Origin of the sequence: Streptomyces sp. P9-A2 (genome assembly GCF_036634175.1) — a bacterium.
Lineage (GTDB): Bacteria > Actinomycetota > Actinomycetes > Streptomycetales > Streptomycetaceae > Streptomyces > Streptomyces pratens.
On the sequence record NZ_JAZIFX010000001.1, the window covers coordinates 4,734,377 to 4,755,558 of the forward strand.

Below are 21,182 nucleotides of genomic sequence, written 5' to 3' on the forward strand. Positions count from 1 at the left end.
GGGCGGCCGGGGCCGGACGGACGGGCTCACGGCCGCCGACGCGTGTCGGGGGCGCTGTGGGGGCCTGCCACGCGGTTGTGTGCGGCCCGGTCGGCGGATACCGACCCGTCAGTCCTCGCGAGACGGCCGACAATTCGGGCATGCGGGTGATCTCGGCCCACTGGGGCGAGGGGGAAACGCGCAAGCGGACGGCGTGCGAGGGGCGCGGGCGAGGGGGACGCGTGGGCAGGGGTGCGTGAACGCATACGAGGAGAGCCGCTGCCCCCGAGCGGCAGCGGCCTCTCGGCCCATGTGGACCCGGCCCGGCGACCCGGACCACCGTGGGTCCGGGTCGCCGTCCGGGTTCGTGCAGGCGTCGCTCAGAGCACGCGCACGGCGCCCGACGCGGGGTAGCCGGAGAGGTCCTGGATGACGACGCCCTTGGACGGGTTGGCGGCGTCCAGGTACTGGCCGTTACCGATGTAGACACCCGTGTGGTACGCGGAGCCCTTACCGCCCCAGTACAGGATGTCGCCGACCTGGAGGTTGGACAGCGAGACGTCGGTGCCGACCGTCGACTGGTCCTGCGAGACGCGCGGGAGGTCCACGCCGACCTGCTTGAACGCGGCCTGCACCAGGCTGGAGCAGTCCCAGGCGTTGGGGCCCGTCGCCCCCATGACGTAGGCGTCGCCCACCTGCGCCTTGAGGAAGGAGATCACCGTTCCGACGCTGCCACTGGCCGGCGCGGAGGCGGTGGTCGTGGTGGCCGTGGTGGCCGCCGTGCTCGTGGCGCCCGAGTCGGCGGTGAGGGTGGCGCGCTCGGCGTCGCGCGTGGCGCGCTCGGCGGCGGCCTTGCGGGCCTCCTCGGCGGCCTTCTTCTTCGCCTCGGCCTTCTCCTTGGCCTCGACGAGGTCGGCCTTGGCCGCCTTGGCGGCCTTGGCGGCGGCGGCGTCACGCTCGGCCTGCAGCTGGTAGTTCGCGGCGGCCTGCTGGGTGGCCTCCGCGGACTGGGCGACCTGAGTGGACAGGTCGGCCGTCAGGGCGGGCAGTGAGAGGGTCTGGGTCACCGGCTCTGCGGCGACCGCCGAGGCCGACGCCCCGGCCACTGCCAGAGTGCCGAGGACGCCACCGGCGACTCCGGCCCGCATCGCCATCGTGGTCTGCGCGGTGCGGCGGGGTTTCCGGTGGCTTCGTATGTGAGCGGTGTGGGACATGGGAACAACCGGTACCAGGGGCTCCTTCATATCCACAAGAAACGTGTGCTGCGCCACAATTGTTCAATCGTGGCGCAGCACCCCGGTCACGTCGCTCCTTATTGACGCCGTAACGGACATTGCGGGCGCGAGGTAATGGGCCCGTGATCACGCCCTTTCGTCTTTACGTCCGAATTGCCCCGCGCCTACCATCGGTTGAAACGATTGGCCAAGCCCTCCTTTTGTGCCTTCGCGTCAGATGTGGCGGAGGTCACGGAACGGTTACCCCCGCCGTCGCGCCCGGTGTGCGAGCCACGGGCGGATTGCGGATGGATTGCGACGACGGTGCGGCCGGGTCGCAACGAGAACCGGACCCGGGGTGCCCTCGAGGACGGGTGCGGGGTGGGCCGCGGGACAGGTGCGAGGTACGGCCGGGGTCGGGTTCGGGGGTGCGTGCCGGTCCGGGCTTGGGGGTTGTGTCGGGGTCGGGTTCGGGAGTGCGTGCCAACCCGGGCTTGGGGGTTTGCGCCGGCTCGGGTTCGAGGGGTGCGTCGGGTCGGTTCGAGGTGCGCCCGGACCGAGCCCCGGGGTGCGTCGGCCCGCGCGTGGGCGGTGCCGGACCGAGCCCCGGGGTGCGTCGGCCCGCGGGTGGGCAGGGTCGGGACGGATGCGGTGCGCGTCCGGATCGTGACGGTGTGCGTCTGAATCGTGACGATTCGCATTCGGGTTGCCTCGGATCGCGCCCGGAGGGCGCCCGGTTCGAAGCCGGCTTGCGGTCGAAGTGGTCACCGAGGTCACCGGGGTTGCCGCTCGTTTTCCGGTCGGGCCCGCGCTCGGTTCCGGGCTCGGGCTTGCGTGCCGACCGGCGGCGGACCCGCGGCCCCCGCGCGGACTTCGTGAACGCGTGCACACGTCCACTTCGCGCCCCGCGTCCCTCCGATGTGTGAACGCGGCTTCTAGCAAGTGATTGCGTCCAGCACCAATTTGCATGCAGGGGAACCCTCTTGATATGGAGACGATCCTTCTGACCTGCGCCGATGCGGCAGAATGTCACTTCTGGTGACCGCTCGGACGCTTCGCGTGTGAAGATCACCGCTCCTCCGGCTTCATGATCGTTCGTCAGGTGGTGGAGATCACAAAGGTTGTGCAATACCCCGTGTCGCAGATCACAGACCGGCGGGCATAGGATGCGGAGCGGTTGGGCTTGTGACCTGCTTCACATGTTCTCGATCTTCGCCGGGGCGGGCGTGGTTCGTGGGACGCGTGGGGCGCAAGTGAGCCCGACTCGCCAGCAGTCAGTGCCGACTGAGAGGAGCGAGGAGCGGTGAACGCGTATGCGCCCATCCTCGTACTGGGAGCCCTCGGGGCCGGCTTTGCGATCTTCTCCGTGGTCATGGCCACGCTGATCGGTCCGAAGCGGTACAACCGCGCCAGGCTCGAGGCCTACGAGTGCGGTATCGAACCGACCCCCACGCCGGCCGGCGGCGGGCGCTTCCCCATCAAGTACTACCTGACGGCGATGCTCTTCATCGTCTTCGACATCGAGATCGTCTTCCTTTATCCCTGGGCCGTCAGTTTCGACGCCCTGGGGATCTTCGGGCTCGTGGAGATGCTGCTCTTCGTGCTCACCGTCTTCGTCGCGTACGCCTACGTATGGCGACGCGGCGGGCTGGAATGGGACTGAAGGGCCTTTGACCATGGGACTCGAAGAAAAGCTGCCGAGCGGATTCCTGCTGACCACCGTCGAGCAGGCCGCGGGCTGGGTGCGCAAGTCGTCCATGTTCCCCGCCACGTTCGGACTCGCCTGTTGTGCCATCGAGATGATGACCACCGGCGCCGGCCGCTACGACCTGGCGCGCTTCGGCATGGAGGTCTTCCGCGGCTCGCCGCGGCAGGCGGACCTGATGATCGTGGCAGGCCGGGTCAGCCAGAAGATGGCGCCGGTGCTGCGGCAGGTCTACGACCAGATGCCGAACCCCAAGTGGGTGATCTCCATGGGGGTCTGCGCCTCGTCGGGCGGCATGTTCAACAACTACGCGATCGTGCAGGGCGTCGACCACATCGTCCCGGTCGACATCTACCTGCCCGGCTGCCCGCCCCGGCCCGAGATGCTGCTGGACGCCATTCTCAAGCTCCACGAGAAGGTCCAGGGTTCCAAGCTCGGCGTGAACGCCGAGGAGGCGGCCCGCGAGGCGGAGGAGGCGGCGCTCAAGGCACTGCCCACCATCGAGATGAAGGGGCTGCTGCGATGAGCGACGCGAACGGCACCGCGGGCGAGGGCGTGAACCCCGAGAAGGACCTCTCCGCCGAGAACCTCCCCGGCCGGCGGGGCGACGGAGGTGAGGAGATCCGCGTCCAGCGCGGCATGTTCGGCGCCAACAACGGCGGCGACACCTCCGGTTACGGCGGCCTGGTCCGCTCGATCCGGTTCCCGGGAGCGTCGAACCGCCCCTACGGGGGGTGGTTCGACGAGGTGGCCGACGAACTGGAGGGCGCGCTGGAGGAGCAGGGCCTGCTCCCCGACAACGCCATCGGGAAGACGGTCGTCGACCGCGACGAACTCACCTTCCACATCGAGCGCGAGCACCTGCTCCGGGTCGCGACGACCCTGCGCGACGATCCCGCGCTGCGCTTCGAACTGTGCACCGGCGTCAGCGGCGTGCACTACCCCAGCGACAAGGGCCGCGAGCTGCACGCCGTCTACCACCTGCGCTCGATCACCCACAACCGGCTGATCCGCCTGGAGGTCGGCGCTCCCGACAGCGACCCGCACATCCCGTCGCTGGTCTCCGTCTATCCGACGAACGACTGGCACGAGCGCGAGACGTACGACTTCTTCGGCATCGTCTTCGACGGTCACCCGGCCCTGACGCGGATCCTGATGCCCGACGACTGGCAGGGCCATCCGCAGCGCAAGGACTATCCCCTCGGCGGTATCCCCGTCGAGTACAAGGGCGCCCGGATCCCGGCTCCGGACCAGCGGAGGTCGTACTCATGAGCACCTCGAACGCATCCGCGGCCTCGGCGCGCGAGACCACGGAAGGCACCGTCTACACCGTCACCGGAGGCGACTGGGACGAGGTCGTCGAGACGGCGCAGCGCAGTGACGACGAGCGCATCATCGTCAACATGGGCCCGCAGCACCCGTCCACGCACGGCGTGCTCAGGCTGATCCTGGAGATCGACGGCGAGACGGTCTCCGAGGCCCGCTGCGGCATCGGCTACCTCCACACCGGCATCGAGAAGAACCTCGAGTACCGGAACTGGACCCAGGGCACCACGTTCGTGACGCGCATGGACTACCTGACGCCGTTCTTCAACGAGACGGCGTACTGCCTCGGCGTCGAGAAGCTCCTCGGCATCGAGGACCAGATCCCCGACCGCGCCACGGTCGTCCGCGTGCTCCTGATGGAGCTGAACCGGCTCTCCTCCCACCTGGTGTGCATCGCCACCGGAGGCATGGAGCTCGGCGCCACCACGATCATGATCTACGGATTCCGTGATCGTGAACTCATTCTCGACGCCTTCGAGCTCATCACCGGCCTGCGGATGAACCACGCGTACATCCGTCCCGGCGGACTCGCCCAGGACCTGCCGCCCGGCGCCGTGGACCAGATCCGCGAGCTGGTGAAGAAGCTGCGCAAGAACCTCCCGGAGTACGACGCCCTCGCCACCGGGAACCCCATTTTCAAGGCCCGTATGCAGGACGTCGGTTATCTGGACCTGGCCGGCTGCATGGCCCTCGGGGCGACCGGCCCGGTCCTGCGCTCCACCGGCCTGCCGCACGACCTGCGCAAGGCGCAGCCGTACTGCGGTTACGAGACGTACGACTTCGAGATCCCCACCGCGGACACCTGCGACTCCTACGGCCGCTTCCTGATCCGGCTGGAGGAGATGCGCCAGTCGCTGCGCATCGTCGAGCAGTGCCTGGACCGGCTCCAGCCCGGACCGGTCATGGTCGCCGACAAGAAGATCGCCTGGCCCGCCCAGCTCGCCATGGGGCCGGACGGACTGGGCAACTCCCTCGACCACATCAAGAAGATCATGGGCACCTCCATGGAGGCCCTGATCCACCACTTCAAGCTGGTCACCGAGGGCTTCCGCGTACCGCCGGGACAGGTGTACGCGGCCGTCGAGTCACCCAAGGGCGAGCTCGGGGCGCATGTCGTCTCCGACGGCGGCACCCGCCCCTTCCGGGTCCACTTCCGCGACCCGTCCTTCACCAACCTTCAGTCCATGGCGGCGATGTGCGAGGGCGGCCAGGTCGCCGACGTCATCGTCGCCGTGGCATCCCTCGACCCCGTGATGGGAGGCGTCGACCGGTGACCACCACACCTTCGGAGCGGGGCGTCAGCCTGGGCATGCCCCAACTGCCCGCGCCCGCCTACCCGGACGAGGTCCGGGCCCGGCTGGAGACCGACGCGCGCGAGATCATCGCCCGCTACCCGGACTCCCGGTCGGCTCTCCTGCCGCTGCTGCACCTCATGCAGTCGGAGGAGGGCCATGTCACGCGCACCGGGATGCGGTTCTGCGCGGACGTGCTCGGCCTGACCACGGCCGAGGTCACCGCCGTCGCCACCTTCTACTCCATGTACCGGCGCCGGCCGAGCGGTGACTACCAGGTAGGGGTGTGCACCAACACCCTGTGCGCCGTCATGGGCGGCGACGCCATCTTCGAGGAGCTCCAGGAGCACCTGGGCCTCGGCAACGGCGAGACCACCGAGGACGGCAAGGTCACCCTCGAGCACATCGAGTGCAACGCGGCCTGCGACTTCGCGCCCGTCGTGATGGTCAACTGGGAGTTCTTCGACAACCAGGACCCGCAGAGCGCCAAGCGCATGGTCGACGACCTGCGGGCCGGCCGCCCGGTGGCGCCCACGCGCGGGGCGACCTTGTGCACGTTCAAGGAGACCGCCCGGATCCTGGCCGGTTTCCCCGACGAGCGGGCCGGCGCCGTCGACGCCACGGGAAGCGCGGGACCCGCCTCCCTGGCCGGTCTGAAGCTGGCCAAGGGGGAGGCCTCCCCCGCACGCGTGGTGCATCCGCGGGGCGAGGCGCCCCAGGACACCCCGCCGCACGACCCGTCACCGGCGGAGCACCTCAGCTCGCACGACGCGCCCCAGGACACCCCGCCGCACGACCCGTCACCGGCGGAGCACCTCAGCTCGCACGACGCGCCGCAGGACACGGCGGCCTCCGATCCGGCCCACCCGTCGCCCACCACCACCCGTGACGGAGAGGCTCCGCCCCGCCCCTCCGGTTCGGCCGGACCCACCGCCGAGGAGGGGGAGTGATGACCTTGGCACCCGAACTCAAGGACACCAGCCCGGAGAACCTGCTGGCACCCGTGCTGTCGGCCTTCTGGGACGAGGACAGGTCCTGGACGCTGGACGTCTACAAGAGGCACGAGGGGTACGAGGGTCTTCGCAAGGCCCTCGCCATGTCACCGGACGACGTCATCGCGTACGTCAAGGAGTCCGGTCTGCGCGGGCGCGGCGGCGCCGGCTTCCCGACGGGAATGAAATGGCAGTTCATTCCCCAGGGAGACGGAAAACCGCATTATCTGGTGGTCAACGCCGACGAGTCGGAACCCGGAACGTGCAAGGACATTCCGCTCCTCTTCGCGAACCCGCACAGCCTCATCGAGGGCATCGTCATCGCCTGTTACGCCATCAGGTCGTCCCACGCCTTCATCTATCTGCGGGGTGAGGTCGTCCCCGTGCTGCGGCGGCTGCACGAGGCCGTGCGCGAGGCCTACGCGGCGGGTCTCCTCGGCGAGAAGGTGCTGGGCAGCGGACTCGACCTCGAACTCACCGTGCACGCGGGCGCCGGCGCGTACATCTGCGGTGAGGAGACCGCACTGCTCGACTCGCTCGAAGGCCGCCGTGGTCAACCGCGGCTCCGCCCCCCCTTCCCCGCCGTCGCGGGCCTCTACGCGTGCCCGACCGTGGTGAACAACGTCGAGTCGATCGCATCGGTTCCCGCCATCATGAACCGGGGCAAGGAATGGTTCCGCTCGATGGGGAGCGAGAAGTCACCCGGCTTCACGCTCTATTCCCTCAGCGGCCACGTCGCACGCCCCGGTCAGTACGAGGCGCCGATGGGCATCACGCTGCGCCAGCTGCTCGACATGAGCGGCGGCATGCGGCCGGGGCACCGCCTGAAGTTCTGGACGCCGGGCGGCTCCTCGACGCCGATGTTCACCGACGAGCACCTCGACGTCCCCCTCGACTACGAGGGAGTGGGCGCCGCCGGTTCCATGCTCGGCACCAAGGCCCTCCAGTGCTTCGACGAGACCACGTGCGTCGTACGGGCCGTCACCCGCTGGACCGAGTTCTACGCGCACGAGTCCTGCGGCAAGTGCACGCCCTGCCGCGAAGGCACGTACTGGCTGGTGCAGCTGATGCGTGACATCGAGGCCGGCAAGGGCCGGATGTCCGACCTCGACAAGCTGAACGACATCGCCGACAACATCAACGGCAAGGCGTTCTGCGCCCTCGGCGACGGCGCCGCCTCGCCGATCTTCTCCTCGCTGAAGTACTTCCGTGAGGAGTACGAGCAGCACATCACGGGCCGTGGCTGCCCGTTCGACCCGGCCAGGACGACGGCCTGGGCCGACCGTACGGAGGTGCACGCATGACCGTGACCACCAGCGCTCCCTCCGGCGGGGGAGAGGCGGCCCTCCCGCCGGAGGACCTCGTCACGCTGACGATCGACGGTGCCGAGCTCAGCGTGCCCAAGGGCACCCTGGTCATCCGGGCGGCCGAACAGCTCGGCATCGAGATCCCCCGGTTCTGCGACCACCCCCTCCTCGACCCGGCCGGCGCCTGCCGCCAGTGCATCGTCGAGGTCGAGGGCCAGCGCAAGCCCATGGCCTCCTGCACCATCACCTGCACCGACGGGATGGTGGTGAAGACCCACCTCACCTCGCCCGTCGCCGAGAAGGCCCAGCACGGGGTGATGGAGCTGCTGCTCATCAACCACCCGCTGGACTGCCCGGTCTGCGACAAGGGCGGCGAGTGCCCGCTGCAGAACCAGGCGATGTCGCACGGCAACCCCGAGTCCCGCTTCGACGGCAAGAAGCGGACCTACGAGAAGCCCGTCCCGATCTCCACCCAGGTGCTGCTGGACCGCGAGCGGTGCGTGCTGTGCGCCCGCTGTACCCGGTTCTCGAACCAGATCGCGGGCGACCCGATGATCGAGATGGTCGAGCGGGGCGCGCTCCAGCAGATCGGCACCGGTGAGGGCGACCCCTTCGAGTCGTACTTCTCCGGCAACACCATCCAGATCTGCCCGGTCGGCGCGCTCACCTCGGCGGCCTACCGGTTCCGCTCCCGCCCCTTCGACCTGGTCTCCTCGCCGTCGGTGTGCGAGCACTGCTCCGGCGGCTGCGCCACGCGCACCGACCACCGGCGCGGCAAGGTCATGCGGCGGCTCGCCGCCGAGGACCCGGAGGTCAACGAGGAGTGGATGTGCGACAAGGGCCGCTTCGGGTTCCGGTACGCACAGCAGCGGGACCGGCTGGGGACCCCGCTCGTGCGCAACGCCGAGGGTGACCTGGAGCCGGCCTCCTGGCCCGACGCGCTGCAGATCGCGGCCCAGGGCCTGCTGGCCTCCCGCGGCCGCACCGGCGTCCTGACCGGCGGCCGGCTCACCGTCGAGGACGCCTACGCGTACAGCAAGTTCGCGCGCGTGGCCCTCGACACCAACGACATCGACTTCCGCGCGCGCGTGCACAGCGCCGAGGAGGCCGACTTCCTCGCCGCGCGGGTCGCGGGCCGCGGGCATGACCTCGGGAGCGCGGCCGGCACGGACTCCGCGGGCGGGGTCACGTACTCCTCGCTGGAGAAGGCACCCGCCGTCCTGCTGGTCGGGTTCGAGGCCGAGGAGGAGGCGCCCGGCGTCTTCCTGCGGCTGCGCAAGGCCTGGCGTACGCACGGGCAGCGGACCTTCTCACTGGCCACGCACGCCACGCGCGGACTGGAGAAGGCCGGCGGCACGCTGCTGCCGGCGGCTCCCGGCACCGAGACCGAATGGCTCGACGCGCTCGCGAGCGGGGTCGGCCTGGAGGGCGACGGGGCCCGGGCCGCCGAAGCGCTGCGGGCCGAGGGCGCGGTGATCGTCGTCGGCGAGCGGATCGCCGCCGTCGAGGGCGGCCCGACCGCCGCCGTACGGATCGCCGCCGCGACCGGTGCCCGGCTGGTGTGGATCCCCCGGCGGGCCGGGGAGCGGGGCGCCGTCGAGGCGGGCGCGCTGCCGTCGCTGCTGCCGGGCGGGCGCCCGGCGACCGACCCGCGCGCGCGGGAGGAGGTCGCCGCCGTCTGGGGCGTCGCCACCCTGCCGCACCGCTACGGCCGCGACACCCGCGAGATCGTCGAGGCCGCCGCGACCGGTGAGCTGCAGGCGCTGCTGGTCGCGGGCGTGGAGGTCGCCGACCTGCCCGACCCCGCACGCGCGCGGACGGCACTCGCCGAGGCCGGGTTCGTGGTCTCGCTGGAGCTGCGGCCCGGCGAGGTCACCGAACTCGCCGACGTGGTGCTGCCGGTCGCGGCCGTCGTCGAGAAGGCCGGCGCCTTCCTCAACTGGGAGGGCAGGGTCCGGCCCTTCGAGTCGGCGCTCAAGCCCGAGCAGCTGACCCGTACCCTCCCGCCGACCGACGCGCGCGTGCTCCAGATGCTCGCCGACGCCATGGACGTACACCTGGGCCTGCCGGACCTGCGCACCGTCCGCGCGGAGCTCGAGCGGCTCGGCGTCTGGGACGGCCCGCGGGCCACCGGACCGCTGGAGACCGCGGGCACGCTGCCCCGGCCGGCCGCCGGGGAGGCGGTGCTCGCGGGGCACCGCCTGCTGCTGGACCAGGGGCTCCTGCAACAGGGCGACGAGGCGCTCGCCGGCACCCGGCACGCCGCGTACGCGCGCGTGTCGGCCGCCACGGCCGCCGAGGTCGGCGTCAAGGACGGCGACCCGATCGCCGTGACCGGCCCCGCGGGGACGGTCGAACTGATCCTGGGTGTCACCGAGATGCCTGACCGCGTGGTGTGGCTCCCGCTGAACTCCGCCGGCGGCGGTGTCGGCTCCGACACCGGGGCGCTGCCCGGCTCCCTCGTCCGCATCGGCCCGGCGGGACTCGCCGGCGAGGCCCTCAAGGAGGTGGAGGCATGAGCTTGTACTTCGCCGCTGAAGACCTCTCGATGTTCGGCCGCGACCCCTGGTGGCTGGTCGTCGTCAAGGCGGTGTTCTGCTTCGCCTTCCTCATGGTGACGGTACTGATCGCCATCGTGATGGAACGCAAGATCGTCGCCTGGATGCAGCTGCGCGTCGGCCCCAACCGCAACGGCCCCTGGGGCATGCTCCAGTCGCTCGCCGACGGCGTGAAACTGATGCTCAAGGAAGACCTCGTCGTCAAACGCGCCGACAAGGTGGTGTACATCCTCGCGCCGATCGTCGCGGCCGTCCCGGCCTTCATGGCGATCGCGGTGATCCCCTTCGGACCGTCCGGCAACGAGATCTCGATCTTCGGTCAGCGGACCACGATGCAGCTCACCGATCTGCCGATCGCGCTGCTCTACATCCTCGCGGTCGCCTCCATCGGCATCTACGGCATCGTCCTCGCCGGCTGGAGCTCCGGATCCACGTACCCGCTGCTGGGCGGACTGCGTTCGTGCGCGCAGATGATCTCCTACGAGATCGCCATGGGCGCCGCCTTCGCCTCCGTGTTCCTCTACTCGGGGTCGATGTCGACGTCGGCGATCGTCGAGCAGCAGGCCGACCGCTGGTACATCCTGCTGCTGCCGGTCTCCTTCATCATCTACATCGTCACGATGGTCGGCGAGACCAACCGCGCGCCCTTCGACATGCCCGAGTCCGAGGGCGACCTGGTCGGCGGCTTCAACACCGAGTACTCGTCGATCAAGTTCGCGATGTTCATGCTCGCCGAGTACATCAACATGGTGACCGTCTCCGCCGTCGCCGTCACCCTCTTCCTGGGCGGCTGGCGCGCTCCATGGCCGGTCAGCACCTTCTGGGAGGGCGCGAACCACGGCTGGTGGCCGATGCTCTGGTTCATCGTCAAGGTCCAGCTGCTGCTGTTCATGTTCGTCTGGCTGCGCGGCACGCTCCCGCGCGTGCGGTACGACCAGCTGATGAAGCTCGGCTGGAAGGTCCTCATCCCGGTCTCCCTGGTGTGGCTGATGGCCGTCGCCACGGTGCGGGCCCTGAGGAACGAGGGCTACGGCTTCGCGGACCTGGCCCTCTACATCGCCGGCGGAGTGCTCGTCCTGCTGTTGCTGTCCTTCGTCGCGGACATGTTCCGGTCGAAGGGCAAGGACGGCAAGGAGGCCGAAGGGGCCGGAGGGCCGGGCGGGGCACCGGCCGCCTTCGATCCGATGGCGGGCGGATTCCCCGTACCGCCGCTGCCCGGACAGGAACTTCCCCCGGTGCCGCGACGCCGCTCGCGCCAGGAGCGGGAGCTCGTTGTCAGTGGTGGCACCGATACTCACAGTGACGGATCTCTGGATGGAAAGGAGGCGTCCGATGGCTGAGGAACCCAAGGAGACCAAGCCCGGTTTCCTGAACCCCGTGGCCGGCTTCGGCGTGACCTTCAAGGCCATGTTCAAGAAGCGGCTGACCGAGCAGTACCCGGAGCAGCAGAAGACCACGGCCCCGCGCTTCCACGGCAGGCACCAGCTCAACCGCCATCCGGACGGTCTGGAGAAGTGCGTCGGCTGCGAGCTGTGCGCCTGGGCCTGTCCCGCCGACGCGATCTACGTCGAGGGCGCGGACAACACCGAGGAGGAGCGCTACTCGCCCGGCGAGCGGTACGGCCGCGTCTACCAGATCAACTACGCCCGCTGCATCCTGTGCGGCCTGTGCATCGAGGCGTGCCCCACGCGCGCGCTGACGATGACCAACGAGTTCGAACTGGCCGACTCCAGCCGCGCCAACCTCATCTACACCAAGGAGCAGCTGCTCGCCGGTCTGGAGGAGGGCATGGTGGACAGCCCGCACGCCATGTACCCGGGCACCGACGAACAGGACTACTACCGGGGCCTGGTGACCGAGGCCGCCCCCGGTACGGAACGGCAGGCCGGCCACTCCGAGGGCGAGGTCGTCCAGGAGGCGGACTCGGCCTCCGGCGAGGACGAACCGGCGTCGGAGGAGGTGATCCGGAAATGACCGAGTACCTCGCCGCCTACTCCACCTCCACCGGGGAGGCCGTCCAGTTCTGGGTCCTCGGCACGGTCGCCGTCATCGGCGCCCTGTGCACGATCCTGATGCGGCGGGCCGTGCACAGCGCGCTCTGCCTGGCTGGAACCATGATCGTCCTGGCGGTGTTCTACCTCGCCAACGGCGCCTACTTCCTGGGCGTCGTCCAGATCATCGTCTACACCGGCGCGATCATGATGCTGTTCCTGTTCGTGGTGATGCTGGTCGGTGTCACCGCGGCGGACTCCCTGAAGGAGACGATCAAGGGACAGCGCTGGCTCGCCGCGCTGTGCGGGCTGGGCTTCGGCATCCTGCTCGTCGGCGGCATCGGCAACGCCGCGCTCACCGAGTTCAACGGTCTCGGCCAGGCGAACGCGAACGGCAACGTGGAGGGCCTCGCCGCTCTCCTCTTCACCAAGTACGTCTTCGCCTTCGAGATCACCGGCGCCCTGCTCATCACGGCCGTCGTCGGCGCCATGGTGCTCACCCACCGCGAGCGCACCGAACGCGCCCTGACCCAGCGGGAGCTGGCCGAACAACGCGTCCGCGAGGGCAAGCACCTTCCGCCGCTGCCGGCCCCGGGCGTGTACGCCCGGCACAACGCGGTGGACATCCCGGGCCTGCTGCCCGACGGTACGACGTCCGACCTCACCGTCAGCAGCACGCTGCGCGAGCGCGGTCAGATCCGGGACGTGTCCCAGGAGGCGCTCAGTGACCTGCGGGCGCTGGAGCGGCGCTCCGAGGAGCGGCTCGAGCGCACGGAGATCGAGCCGCCGGCGCCGCACCGGACACCGTCGCAGCGGGCCGAGGAGGCATCCAAGTGAACCCGGTCAACTATCTGTATCTCGCGGCCCTGTTGTTCACGATCGGTGCCACCGGTGTCCTCATCCGGCGCAACGCGATCGTCGTCTTCATGTGCATCGAACTGATGCTCAACGCCTGCAACCTCGCGTTCGTCGCCTTCTCCCGTATGCACGGCAACCTCGACGGCCAGATCATCGCCTTCTTCACGATGGTCGTCGCCGCGGCGGAGGTCGTGGTCGGGCTGGCGATCATCGTGTCCCTGTTCCGTTCCCGCCACTCGGCCTCGGTCGACGACGCCAGCCTGATGAAGCTGTGAGGGGTCGCTAGAACCGTGAGTAATGCAGAGAATCTGATTGCGCTGCTGGTGGCGGCGCCCCTGCTCGGAGCGGTGGTCCTGCTGTGCGGCGGCCGCCGGCTGGACGCCGTCGGTCACTGGATCGGCACGGCGCTCGCCGCCGCGTCCTTCCTGATCGGTGCCGTCCTCTTCACCGGCATGCTGGGCGAGGCCGCCGACGACCGCACCCTGACGCAGCACCTGTTCAGCTGGATCCCGGTGGAGGGCTTCCAGGCCGACGTCGCCTTCCGGCTCGACCAGTTGTCGATGACGTTCGTCCTGCTGATCACCGGCGTCGGCTCGCTCATCCACCTGTACTCGATCGGGTACATGGAGCACGACGAGCGGCGCCGCCGCTTCTTCGGCTACCTGAACCTGTTCCTCGCGGCGATGCTGATCCTCGTCCTCGCCGACAACTACCTGCTGCTGTACCTCGGCTGGGAGGGCGTCGGTCTCGCCTCCTACCTGCTGATCGGTTTCTGGCAGCACAAGCCCAGCGCCGCCACCGCGGCGAAGAAGGCCTTCCTGGTCAACCGCGTCGGCGACATGGGCCTGTCGATCGCGATCATGCTGATGTTCCTGTGGTTCGGCACCTTCGCCTTCGGGCCGGTGCTCGGCAGCCACGACGAAGCCGGACTGGCGGGCGCCGCGAGCGAGGGCAAGCTCACCGTGATCGCCCTCATGCTGCTGCTCGCCGCCTGCGGCAAGTCCGCCCAGGTGCCGCTGCAGTCCTGGCTCGGGGACGCGATGGAGGGCCCGACCCCGGTCTCGGCCCTGATCCACGCCGCGACCATGGTGACGGCGGGCGTCTACCTGATCGTCCGCTCCGGTGCCATCTTCAACGGCGCCCCGGACGCGCAACTGGTCGTCACCATCGTCGGCGCGGTCACGCTGCTGTTCGGTGCGATCGTCGGTTGCGCGAAGGACGACATCAAGAAGGCGCTGGCCGGCTCGACGATGTCGCAGATCGGCTACATGGTGCTCGCGGCGGGCCTCGGCCCCATCGGCTACGTCTTCGCGATCATGCACCTGGTGACGCACGGCTTCTTCAAGGCCGGGCTGTTCCTCGGCGCCGGTTCGGTCATGCACGGCATGAACGACGAGGTCGACATGCGCCGCTACGGCGGACTGCGTACGTACATGCCGGTCACCTTCGTCACCTTCGGGCTCGGCTACCTCGCCATCATCGGCTTCCCGGGCCTGTCCGGCTTCTTCTCCAAGGACATGATCATCGAGTCGGCGTTCGCGAAGGGCGGCACCGAGGGCTGGATCCTCGGCTCCGTGACCCTGCTGGGCGCCGCGATCACCGCGTACTACATGACGCGCGTGATGCTGATGACGTTCTTCGGCGAGGAGCGCTGGCGCAAGGCCCCGGAGCCGTCCCCGTCCTCGGCGCCCGGTGTGGAGCCGACCGCGGGCACGGGCGAGGCGTACGCTCCGCCGCACCCGCACGAGTCGCCGAGGAGCATGACGATCCCGATGATCGTGCTCGCCTTCGGCTCCGTGTTCGCCGGTGGGTTCTTCAGCATCGGCGACCGGTTCGTGCACTGGCTGGAGCCCGTCACCGGGCACGACCACGGCAACGCGCCGATCAGCGCCCTGACGGTCACGCTGTCCACGGTGGCCGTCATGGTCATCGGCGTGGCGATCGCCTGGGGCCAGTACGGGCGCCGCCCGGTCCCGGCCGTCGCCCCGCGCGGGTCGCTGCTCACCCGGGCCGCCCGCCGCGACCTGCTCCAGGACGACTTCAACCACGTGGTCCTGGTGCGTGGCGGCGAGCACCTCACGCGCTCGCTGGTGTACGTCGACCACACCCTGGTCGACGGGGTCGTCAACGGAACGGCGGCCTCGTTCGGCGGTCTGTCCGGACGGATGCGCAAGCTGCAGAACGGCTTCGCGCGCTCCTACGCGGTCTCGATGTTCGGCGGCGCGGCCGTCCTGGTCGCCGCGACCCTGCTGATGAGGGCGGTCTGATCCGATGTCCTTTCCTCTGCTGACAGCGACGGCGGTGCTCCCGGCCCTCGGGGCGATCGCCACGGCCGCCGTACCGGCCACGAAACGCACCGCCGCCAAGTGGCTGGCCCTGCTGGTCTCGATCGCCACCCTGGCGCTGGCGGTCGTCGTCGCGGTGCGCTTCGACCCGGGAGGCGACCGCTACCAGCTCACCGAATCGCACGCCTGGATCGCGGACTTCGGAGTCCGCTACGAGCTGGGGGTGGACGGTATCGGGGTCGCGCTGATCGCGCTGACCGCCCTGCTGATCCCGTTCATCATCCTGGCGGGCTGGCACGACGCCGATCCCCTGGAGACCGGAAGTAAAAGGTGGCGGCCCACGCAGGGCTTCTTCGCCCTGATCCTGGTCGTCGAGGCGATGGTGATCCTCTCCTTCGAGGCCACCGACGTCTTCCTCTTCTACATCTTCTTCGAAGCCATGCTGATCCCGCTGTACTTCCTGATCGGCGGCTTCGGGGACCGGGCCCACCAGGACGGCGAGCAGGCGGCGGCGACACAGCGGTCGTACGCGGCGGTCAAGTTCCTGCTCTACAACCTGGCCGGCGGTCTGGTCATGCTGGCCGCGGTGATCGGGCTCTACGTGGTCGCCGGGAACTTCTCGCTCACCGAGATCGCCGAGGCGCGGGCCAACGGCTCGCTCGAGATGTCGACGAGCACCGAACGCTGGCTGTTCCTCGGCTTCTTCCTCGCCTTCGCGGTGAAGGCGCCGATGTGGCCGCTGCACACCTGGCTGCCCAACGCCATGCAGGAGTCCACCGCCCCGGTCGCCGTGCTCATCACGGCCGTCGTGGACAAGGTGGGCACCTTCGCGATGCTGCGCTTCTGCCTCCAGCTGTTCCCGGAGGCGAGCAAGTGGGCGACGCCCGTGATCATGGTGCTGGCGGTCATCAGCATCATCTACGGGGCCCTGCTCGCGGTCGGCCAGCGCGACATCAAGCGGCTGATCGCGTACGCGTCGATCTCGCACTTCGGCTTCATCATCATGGGCATCTTCGCGATGACCAGCCAGGGCCAGTCCGGGGCGACGCTCTACATGGTCAACCACGGGATCTCGACCGCCGTCCTGCTGCTGGTGGCCGGATTCCTCATCTCGCGGCGCGGTTCGAGGCTCATCGCCGACTACGGCGGGGTGCAGAAGGTCGCGCCGGTACTCGCCGGCACGTTCCTCATCGGCGGCCTGGCGACGCTGTCGCTGCCCGGACTCGCTCCGTTCGTCAGCGAGTTCCTGGTCCTGGTCGGCACGTTCACCCGCTATCCGGTGATCGGCGTCATCGCCACCTTCGGCATCGTGCTCGCCGCTCTCTACACCCTCGTCCTCTACCAGCGGACGATGACGGGCCCTCTGCGGCCCGAGCTCGCCAAGATGCCCGACCTGCGGGTGCGTGAGATCGCCGTGGCCGCGCCGCTGATCGTGCTGCTGGTCTTCCTGGGCGTCTACCCGAAGCCCGTCACGGACATCGTGAACCCGGCGGTGAAGCAGACCATGTCAGACGTCCAGCAGACGGACCCCCAGCCCGAGGTGGAGGCGGCCAAGTGAGCGCATCAGCCGTCCACAGCCTGTGGACAAGCGCGGTCGACCCGATCGCGAAGATCGACGCGCCGAAGATCGAGTACGCGCAGCTCGCGCCCACCCTGATCGTCGTCGGTGCGGCGGTCCTGGGGATCCTGATCGAGGGCTTCGTCCCCCGCAGATCCCGTTACCACGCACAGCTGTTCGTCGCCTCGGTCGCGCTCGTCGCCGCGTTCGCCGCGGTCGTGGCGCTCGCGGCCGACGGATACGGCACGACCAAGGCGGGCATCGCGGCCATGGGCGCGATCGCCGTCGACGGCCCCGCCCTGTTCCTGCAGGGCACGATCCTGCTGACGGCCCTGGTCGGCCTGTTCACCTTCGCCGAGCGCAGACTCGACCCGGAGGCGGAAGGCAACCGGGTCGACTCCTTCGCCGCGCAGGCCTCGTCCGTGCCCGGCAGCGACGGAGAGAGGAAGGCCGTCAAGGCGGGGTTCACCACCACCGAGGTGTTCCCGCTGCTGCTCTTCGCGGTCGCGGGCATGCTCGTCTTCCCCGCGGCCAACGACCTGCTGACGCTCTTCGTGGCGCTGGAGGTCCTCTCCCTCCCGCTGTACCTGCTCTGCGCGCTGGCCCGCCGCAAGCGGCTCATCTCGCAGGAGGCCGCGGTCAAGTACTTCCTGCTCGGCTCGTTCGCCTCCGCGTTCCTCCTCTTCGGGATCGCGCTGTTGTACGGCTACGCGGGCTCGATGTCGTACGCGACGATCGCGCAGGTCGTCGACGGCACGATCGCGGAGGTCGACCCGGCGCTCGCCAACACCATGGGCAACGACGTGCTGCTCCTGGTGGGCGCGGGTCTGCTGATCATGGGCCTGCTGTTCAAGGTCGGCGCCGTCCCCTTCCACATGTGGACGCCGGACGTGTACCAGGGCGCGCCGACGCCGGTGACGGGCCTGATGGCGGCGGCGACCAAGGTGGCCGCGTTCGGTGCCCTGCTGCGGGTGCTGTACGTCCTGCTGCCCGGCCTGCGCTGGGACTGGCGGCCGGTCATGTGGGCCGTCGCGATCGTCACCATGCTGGGCGGCGCGATCATCGCGATCACCCAGACCGACATCAAGCGGCTGCTGGCGTACTCGGCGATCTCGCACGCGGGCTTCATCCTCGCGGGCGTCATCGCGACCACACCGGAGGGCATCTCGTCCGTCCTCTTCTACCTGGCGGCGTACTCGTTCGTGACGATCGGCGCGTTCGCGGTGGTGACGCTGGTGCGGGACGCCGGCGGTGAGGCGACGCACCTGTCCAAGTGGGCGGGGCTCGGCCGCCGTTCGCCTCTGGTGGCGGCCGTGTTCGCGGTGTTCCTGCTCGCCTTCGCGGGCATTCCGCTGACATCCGGATTCACCGGGAAGTTCGCCGTGTTCAAGGCGGCGGCGGAGGGCGGCGCGGTACCGCTGGTCGTGGTCGGTGTGATCGCGTCGGCGATCGCGGCGTTCTTCTACATCCGGGTGATCGTCCTGATGTTCTTCAGCGAGCCGCGGCCCGAGGGCCCGACCGTCGCGGTGCCGTCACCGCTGACGATGATGGCGATCGGGATGGGCGTGGTGGTCACGGTGGTGCTGGGCGTGGCACCGCAGTACTTCCTGGAGCTGGCGGGCAACGCGGGAGTGTTCGTGCGCTGACCCGGCGCCCGCCGACGACAGGGCGGCCCGGCACCCGCTCGGGGGGTGCCGGGCCGCCCTGTCGTCGGCGGGCGTGTTCGGTCGCGCTCGGTCGTGGTGGGGTGTGGCGGCCGGTCGTGGCGGCCGGTCACGGTTGTCCGGAGGGGGACCGGCCCGTGAACGCCGATGTGCTGATGTGATGGATACGGGGCCCTGTGGAAACGTCCGGGGTGGCGGTCTGTGGACAACGCCGGGGATGTCGGTGGAGGCGCCTATCGTGGACGCAGTGGTCGAGAGCGGCCGCAGTGGACGCGGCGGCCGCACGTGGTCGTACGGGGGCGGGACGATGGGTGGGACGGGCGGTAGTGGTGGGATGGCAGTGATGGAGAGTGAGGCGCTGGCGGCGCTGCACCGGGTGTTCGGATTCGACGCCTTCCGCGGTGAGCAGCAGGCGGTGATCGAGCATGTGATCGCCGGCGGGGACGCCGTGGTGCTCATGCCGACCGGTGGCGGCAAGTCGCTGTGCTACCAGATTCCGGCCCTGGTCAGACCGGGTACGGGAGTCGTCGTCTCGCCGCTGATCGCGCTGATGCAGGACCAGGTGGACGCGTTGCGGGCGCTCGGCGTGCGCGCCGGGTTCATGAACTCCACGCAGGACTTCGAGGAGCGGCGCGTCGTCGAGGCCGAGTTCCTCGCCGGCGAGCTGGACCTGCTGTATCTCGCGCCGGAGCGGCTGCGGCTGAACAGCTCGCTGGAGCTGCTGTCGCGGGGGAAGATCTCCGTCTTCGCGATCGACGAGGCGCACTGCGTGTCCCAGTGGGGGCACGACTTCCGGCCGGACTATCTCTCCCTGTCGCTGCTCGGCGAGCGCTGGCCGGACGTGCCCCGGATCGCGCTCACCGCGACGGCCACGCATGCCACGCACCAGGAGATCACCGAGCGGCTGGCCATGCCGGACGCCCGGCATTTCGTGGCGAGCTTCGACCGGCCCAACATCCAGTACCGGATCGTGCCCAAGGCCGACCCCAAGAAGCAGCTGCTGAACTTCCTGCGGGAGGAGCACGCGGGGGACGCGGGCATCGTCTACTGCCTCTCCCGCAACTCCGTGGAGAAGACCGCCGAGTTCCTCAGTCGCAACGGCGTCGAGGCGGTGCCGTACCACGCGGGACTGGACGCGGGGACGCGTGCCGCGCACCAGTCCCGCTTCCTGCGGGAGGACGGCCTGGTCGTGGTGGCGACCATCGCCTTCGGCATGGGCATCGACAAGCCGGACGTCCGGTTCGTCGCCCACCTCGACCTGCCCAAGTCCGTCGAGGGCTACTACCAGGAGACGGGCCGTGCGGGCCGCGACGGTCTGCCGTCCACGGCCTGGATGGCCTACGGCCTCAACGACGTCATCCAGCAGCGCAAGCTGATCCAGTCGGGCGAGGGCGACGAGGCCTTCCGGCGCCGGGCGGGCGGGCACCTGGACGCGATGCTCGCCCTGTGCGAGACGGTCCGGTGCCGGCGCGGGCAGCTCCTGGCCTACTTCGGCCAGAACAACCCCGACCCGGCGGGCTGCGGCAACTGTGACTCCTGCCTCACCCCGCCGGAGACATGGGACGGCACCGTCGCCGCCCAGAAAGTGCTCTCGACGGTGGTCCGGCTGCAGCGGGAGCGCGGGCAGAAGTTCGGCGCGGTGCAGATCGTGGACATCCTGCTGGGCAAGCGCACGGCCAAGGTCATCCAGTTCGACCACGACCAGCTCTCCGTGTTCGGGATCGGCGACGATCTGGAAGAGGGCGAATGGCGGGGCGTCGTCCGGCAACTGCTGGCCCAGGGGCTGCTCGCGGTCGAGGGGGACTACGGCACGCTGGTGCTGACCGAGGCCAGCGGAACCGTGCTGCGGCGCGAGCGGGAGGTTCCGCTGCGCAAGGAGCCGAAGAAGCCGGCGACCTCCCGGCCGGGAGCCTCGGGGTCCTCGGGCTCGGGGAAGGGGAAGACCAAGGCAGCGGCGGCCGAGTTGCCTGAGGAACTCCTCCCGGCCTTCGAGGCGCTGCGCGCCTGGCGTGCCGAACAGGCCCGCGAGCAGGGTGTCCCCGCGTACGTCATCTTCCACGACGCCACGCTCCGCGAGATCGCCACGGTCTGGCCCGGCTCGGTCGCCGAGCTCGGCGGGATCGGCGGAGTGGGCGAGAAGAAGCTCGCGACGTACGGGGAGGGTGTGCTGGGGGTGCTCGGGGCGCTGGGCGGGCCGCAGGGCGGAGCACCGGCTGGATCACCGGCCGGAACGCAGGGCTCGGGCCCGGCCGAGGGGAGCGGCAGCGGCGAGGGGATCGGCGCCGGCAGCGGGAGTGCCGGGCGGGAACACGCGGGGTCGGTGTCCGACGACGACTGGCCGGAGATGGACGCCGAGCCGGAGCCCGAGGACTGGATGTAGCTGCCAGCTGCCGGCTGCCGGCCGTCAGCTGTCAGGCGCCGGCCGTTAGCCGTGAGGCGTCGACCGTCAGGTG

16 protein-coding genes are annotated in these 21,182 nt (G+C 69.8%); 15 read left to right on the forward strand and 1 reads right to left on the reverse strand.

The window, feature by feature from the left end; genetic code table 11:
* Positions 1-359: 359 nt before the first annotated feature.
* The gene (locus V4Y04_RS21635; RefSeq protein ID WP_332429905.1) at positions 360-1,223 is read right to left on the reverse strand and encodes a C40 family peptidase; all 864 of its coding nucleotides are present in this window, start codon (positions 1,221-1,223) and stop codon (positions 360-362) included.
* A 1,273-nt stretch (positions 1,224-2,496) separates the two neighbouring features.
* Between V4Y04_RS21635 and V4Y04_RS21640 the strand changes: the two genes are divergently transcribed.
* The 15 genes from V4Y04_RS21640 (at position 2,497) to recQ (ending at position 21,109) form a co-directional block, all read left to right on the forward strand.
* Positions 2,497-2,856, forward strand: a complete 360-nt coding sequence (locus V4Y04_RS21640; RefSeq protein WP_055570452.1) for an NADH-quinone oxidoreductase subunit A — start codon at positions 2,497-2,499, stop codon at positions 2,854-2,856.
* Positions 2,857-2,869: 13 nt separating this feature from the next.
* Positions 2,870-3,424, forward strand: coding sequence for a NuoB/complex I 20 kDa subunit family protein (locus V4Y04_RS21645; RefSeq protein ID WP_332429908.1), 555 nt, complete (start codon positions 2,870-2,872; stop codon positions 3,422-3,424).
* A complete protein-coding gene (locus V4Y04_RS21650; protein WP_332429909.1) occupies positions 3,421-4,170 on the forward strand; it encodes an NADH-quinone oxidoreductase subunit C in 750 nt (249 codons plus the stop codon). Before V4Y04_RS21645 ends, V4Y04_RS21650 begins: the two co-directional genes overlap by 4 nt.
* A complete protein-coding gene (locus V4Y04_RS21655; protein WP_332429910.1) occupies positions 4,167-5,498 on the forward strand; it encodes an NADH-quinone oxidoreductase subunit D in 1,332 nt (443 codons plus the stop codon). The genes V4Y04_RS21650 and V4Y04_RS21655 overlap by 4 nt, the downstream gene beginning before the upstream one ends.
* Positions 5,495-6,466, forward strand: coding sequence for an NADH-quinone oxidoreductase subunit NuoE (gene nuoE, locus V4Y04_RS21660; RefSeq protein WP_332429911.1), 972 nt, complete (start codon positions 5,495-5,497; stop codon positions 6,464-6,466). Before V4Y04_RS21655 ends, nuoE begins: the two co-directional genes overlap by 4 nt.
* Positions 6,466-7,812 carry an NADH-quinone oxidoreductase subunit NuoF gene (nuoF, locus tag V4Y04_RS21665; protein ID WP_443080058.1) on the forward strand — a complete coding sequence of 449 codons (1,347 nt, stop codon included), beginning with the start codon at positions 6,466-6,468 and terminating at the stop codon, positions 7,810-7,812. The genes nuoE and nuoF overlap by 1 nt, the downstream gene beginning before the upstream one ends.
* The gene (locus V4Y04_RS21670) at positions 7,809-10,334 is read left to right on the forward strand and encodes an NADH-quinone oxidoreductase subunit G (protein WP_332429915.1); all 2,526 of its coding nucleotides are present in this window, start codon (positions 7,809-7,811) and stop codon (positions 10,332-10,334) included. The genes nuoF and V4Y04_RS21670 overlap by 4 nt, the downstream gene beginning before the upstream one ends.
* A complete protein-coding gene (gene nuoH / locus V4Y04_RS21675; protein ID WP_332429916.1) occupies positions 10,331-11,713 on the forward strand; it encodes an NADH-quinone oxidoreductase subunit NuoH in 1,383 nt (460 codons plus the stop codon). Before V4Y04_RS21670 ends, nuoH begins: the two co-directional genes overlap by 4 nt.
* Positions 11,706-12,347: an NADH-quinone oxidoreductase subunit NuoI gene (nuoI, locus tag V4Y04_RS21680; protein WP_332429917.1), complete on the forward strand. Its 642-nt coding sequence runs from the start codon at positions 11,706-11,708 to the stop codon at positions 12,345-12,347. The genes nuoH and nuoI overlap by 8 nt, the downstream gene beginning before the upstream one ends.
* Positions 12,344-13,201, forward strand: coding sequence for an NADH-quinone oxidoreductase subunit J (locus tag V4Y04_RS21685; protein WP_332429918.1), 858 nt, complete (start codon positions 12,344-12,346; stop codon positions 13,199-13,201). The genes nuoI and V4Y04_RS21685 overlap by 4 nt, the downstream gene beginning before the upstream one ends.
* Positions 13,198-13,497, forward strand: coding sequence for an NADH-quinone oxidoreductase subunit NuoK (gene nuoK / locus V4Y04_RS21690; RefSeq protein ID WP_003974374.1), 300 nt, complete (start codon positions 13,198-13,200; stop codon positions 13,495-13,497). Before V4Y04_RS21685 ends, nuoK begins: the two co-directional genes overlap by 4 nt.
* A 15-nt stretch (positions 13,498-13,512) precedes the next feature.
* Positions 13,513-15,489, forward strand: a complete 1,977-nt coding sequence (gene nuoL / locus V4Y04_RS21695) for an NADH-quinone oxidoreductase subunit L (RefSeq protein ID WP_332429919.1) — start codon at positions 13,513-13,515, stop codon at positions 15,487-15,489.
* A gap of 4 nt (positions 15,490-15,493) precedes the next feature.
* Positions 15,494-17,065 carry an NADH-quinone oxidoreductase subunit M gene (locus V4Y04_RS21700; RefSeq protein ID WP_332429920.1) on the forward strand — a complete coding sequence of 524 codons (1,572 nt, stop codon included), beginning with the start codon at positions 15,494-15,496 and terminating at the stop codon, positions 17,063-17,065.
* Positions 17,062-18,711 carry an NADH-quinone oxidoreductase subunit NuoN gene (gene nuoN, locus V4Y04_RS21705; protein ID WP_332429921.1) on the forward strand — a complete coding sequence of 550 codons (1,650 nt, stop codon included), beginning with the start codon at positions 17,062-17,064 and terminating at the stop codon, positions 18,709-18,711. Before V4Y04_RS21700 ends, nuoN begins: the two co-directional genes overlap by 4 nt.
* Before the next feature lie 325 nt (positions 18,712-19,036).
* The gene (gene recQ, locus V4Y04_RS21710; RefSeq protein ID WP_443080194.1) at positions 19,037-21,109 is read left to right on the forward strand and encodes a DNA helicase RecQ; all 2,073 of its coding nucleotides are present in this window, start codon (positions 19,037-19,039) and stop codon (positions 21,107-21,109) included.
* Positions 21,110-21,182: the final 73 nt, after the last annotated feature.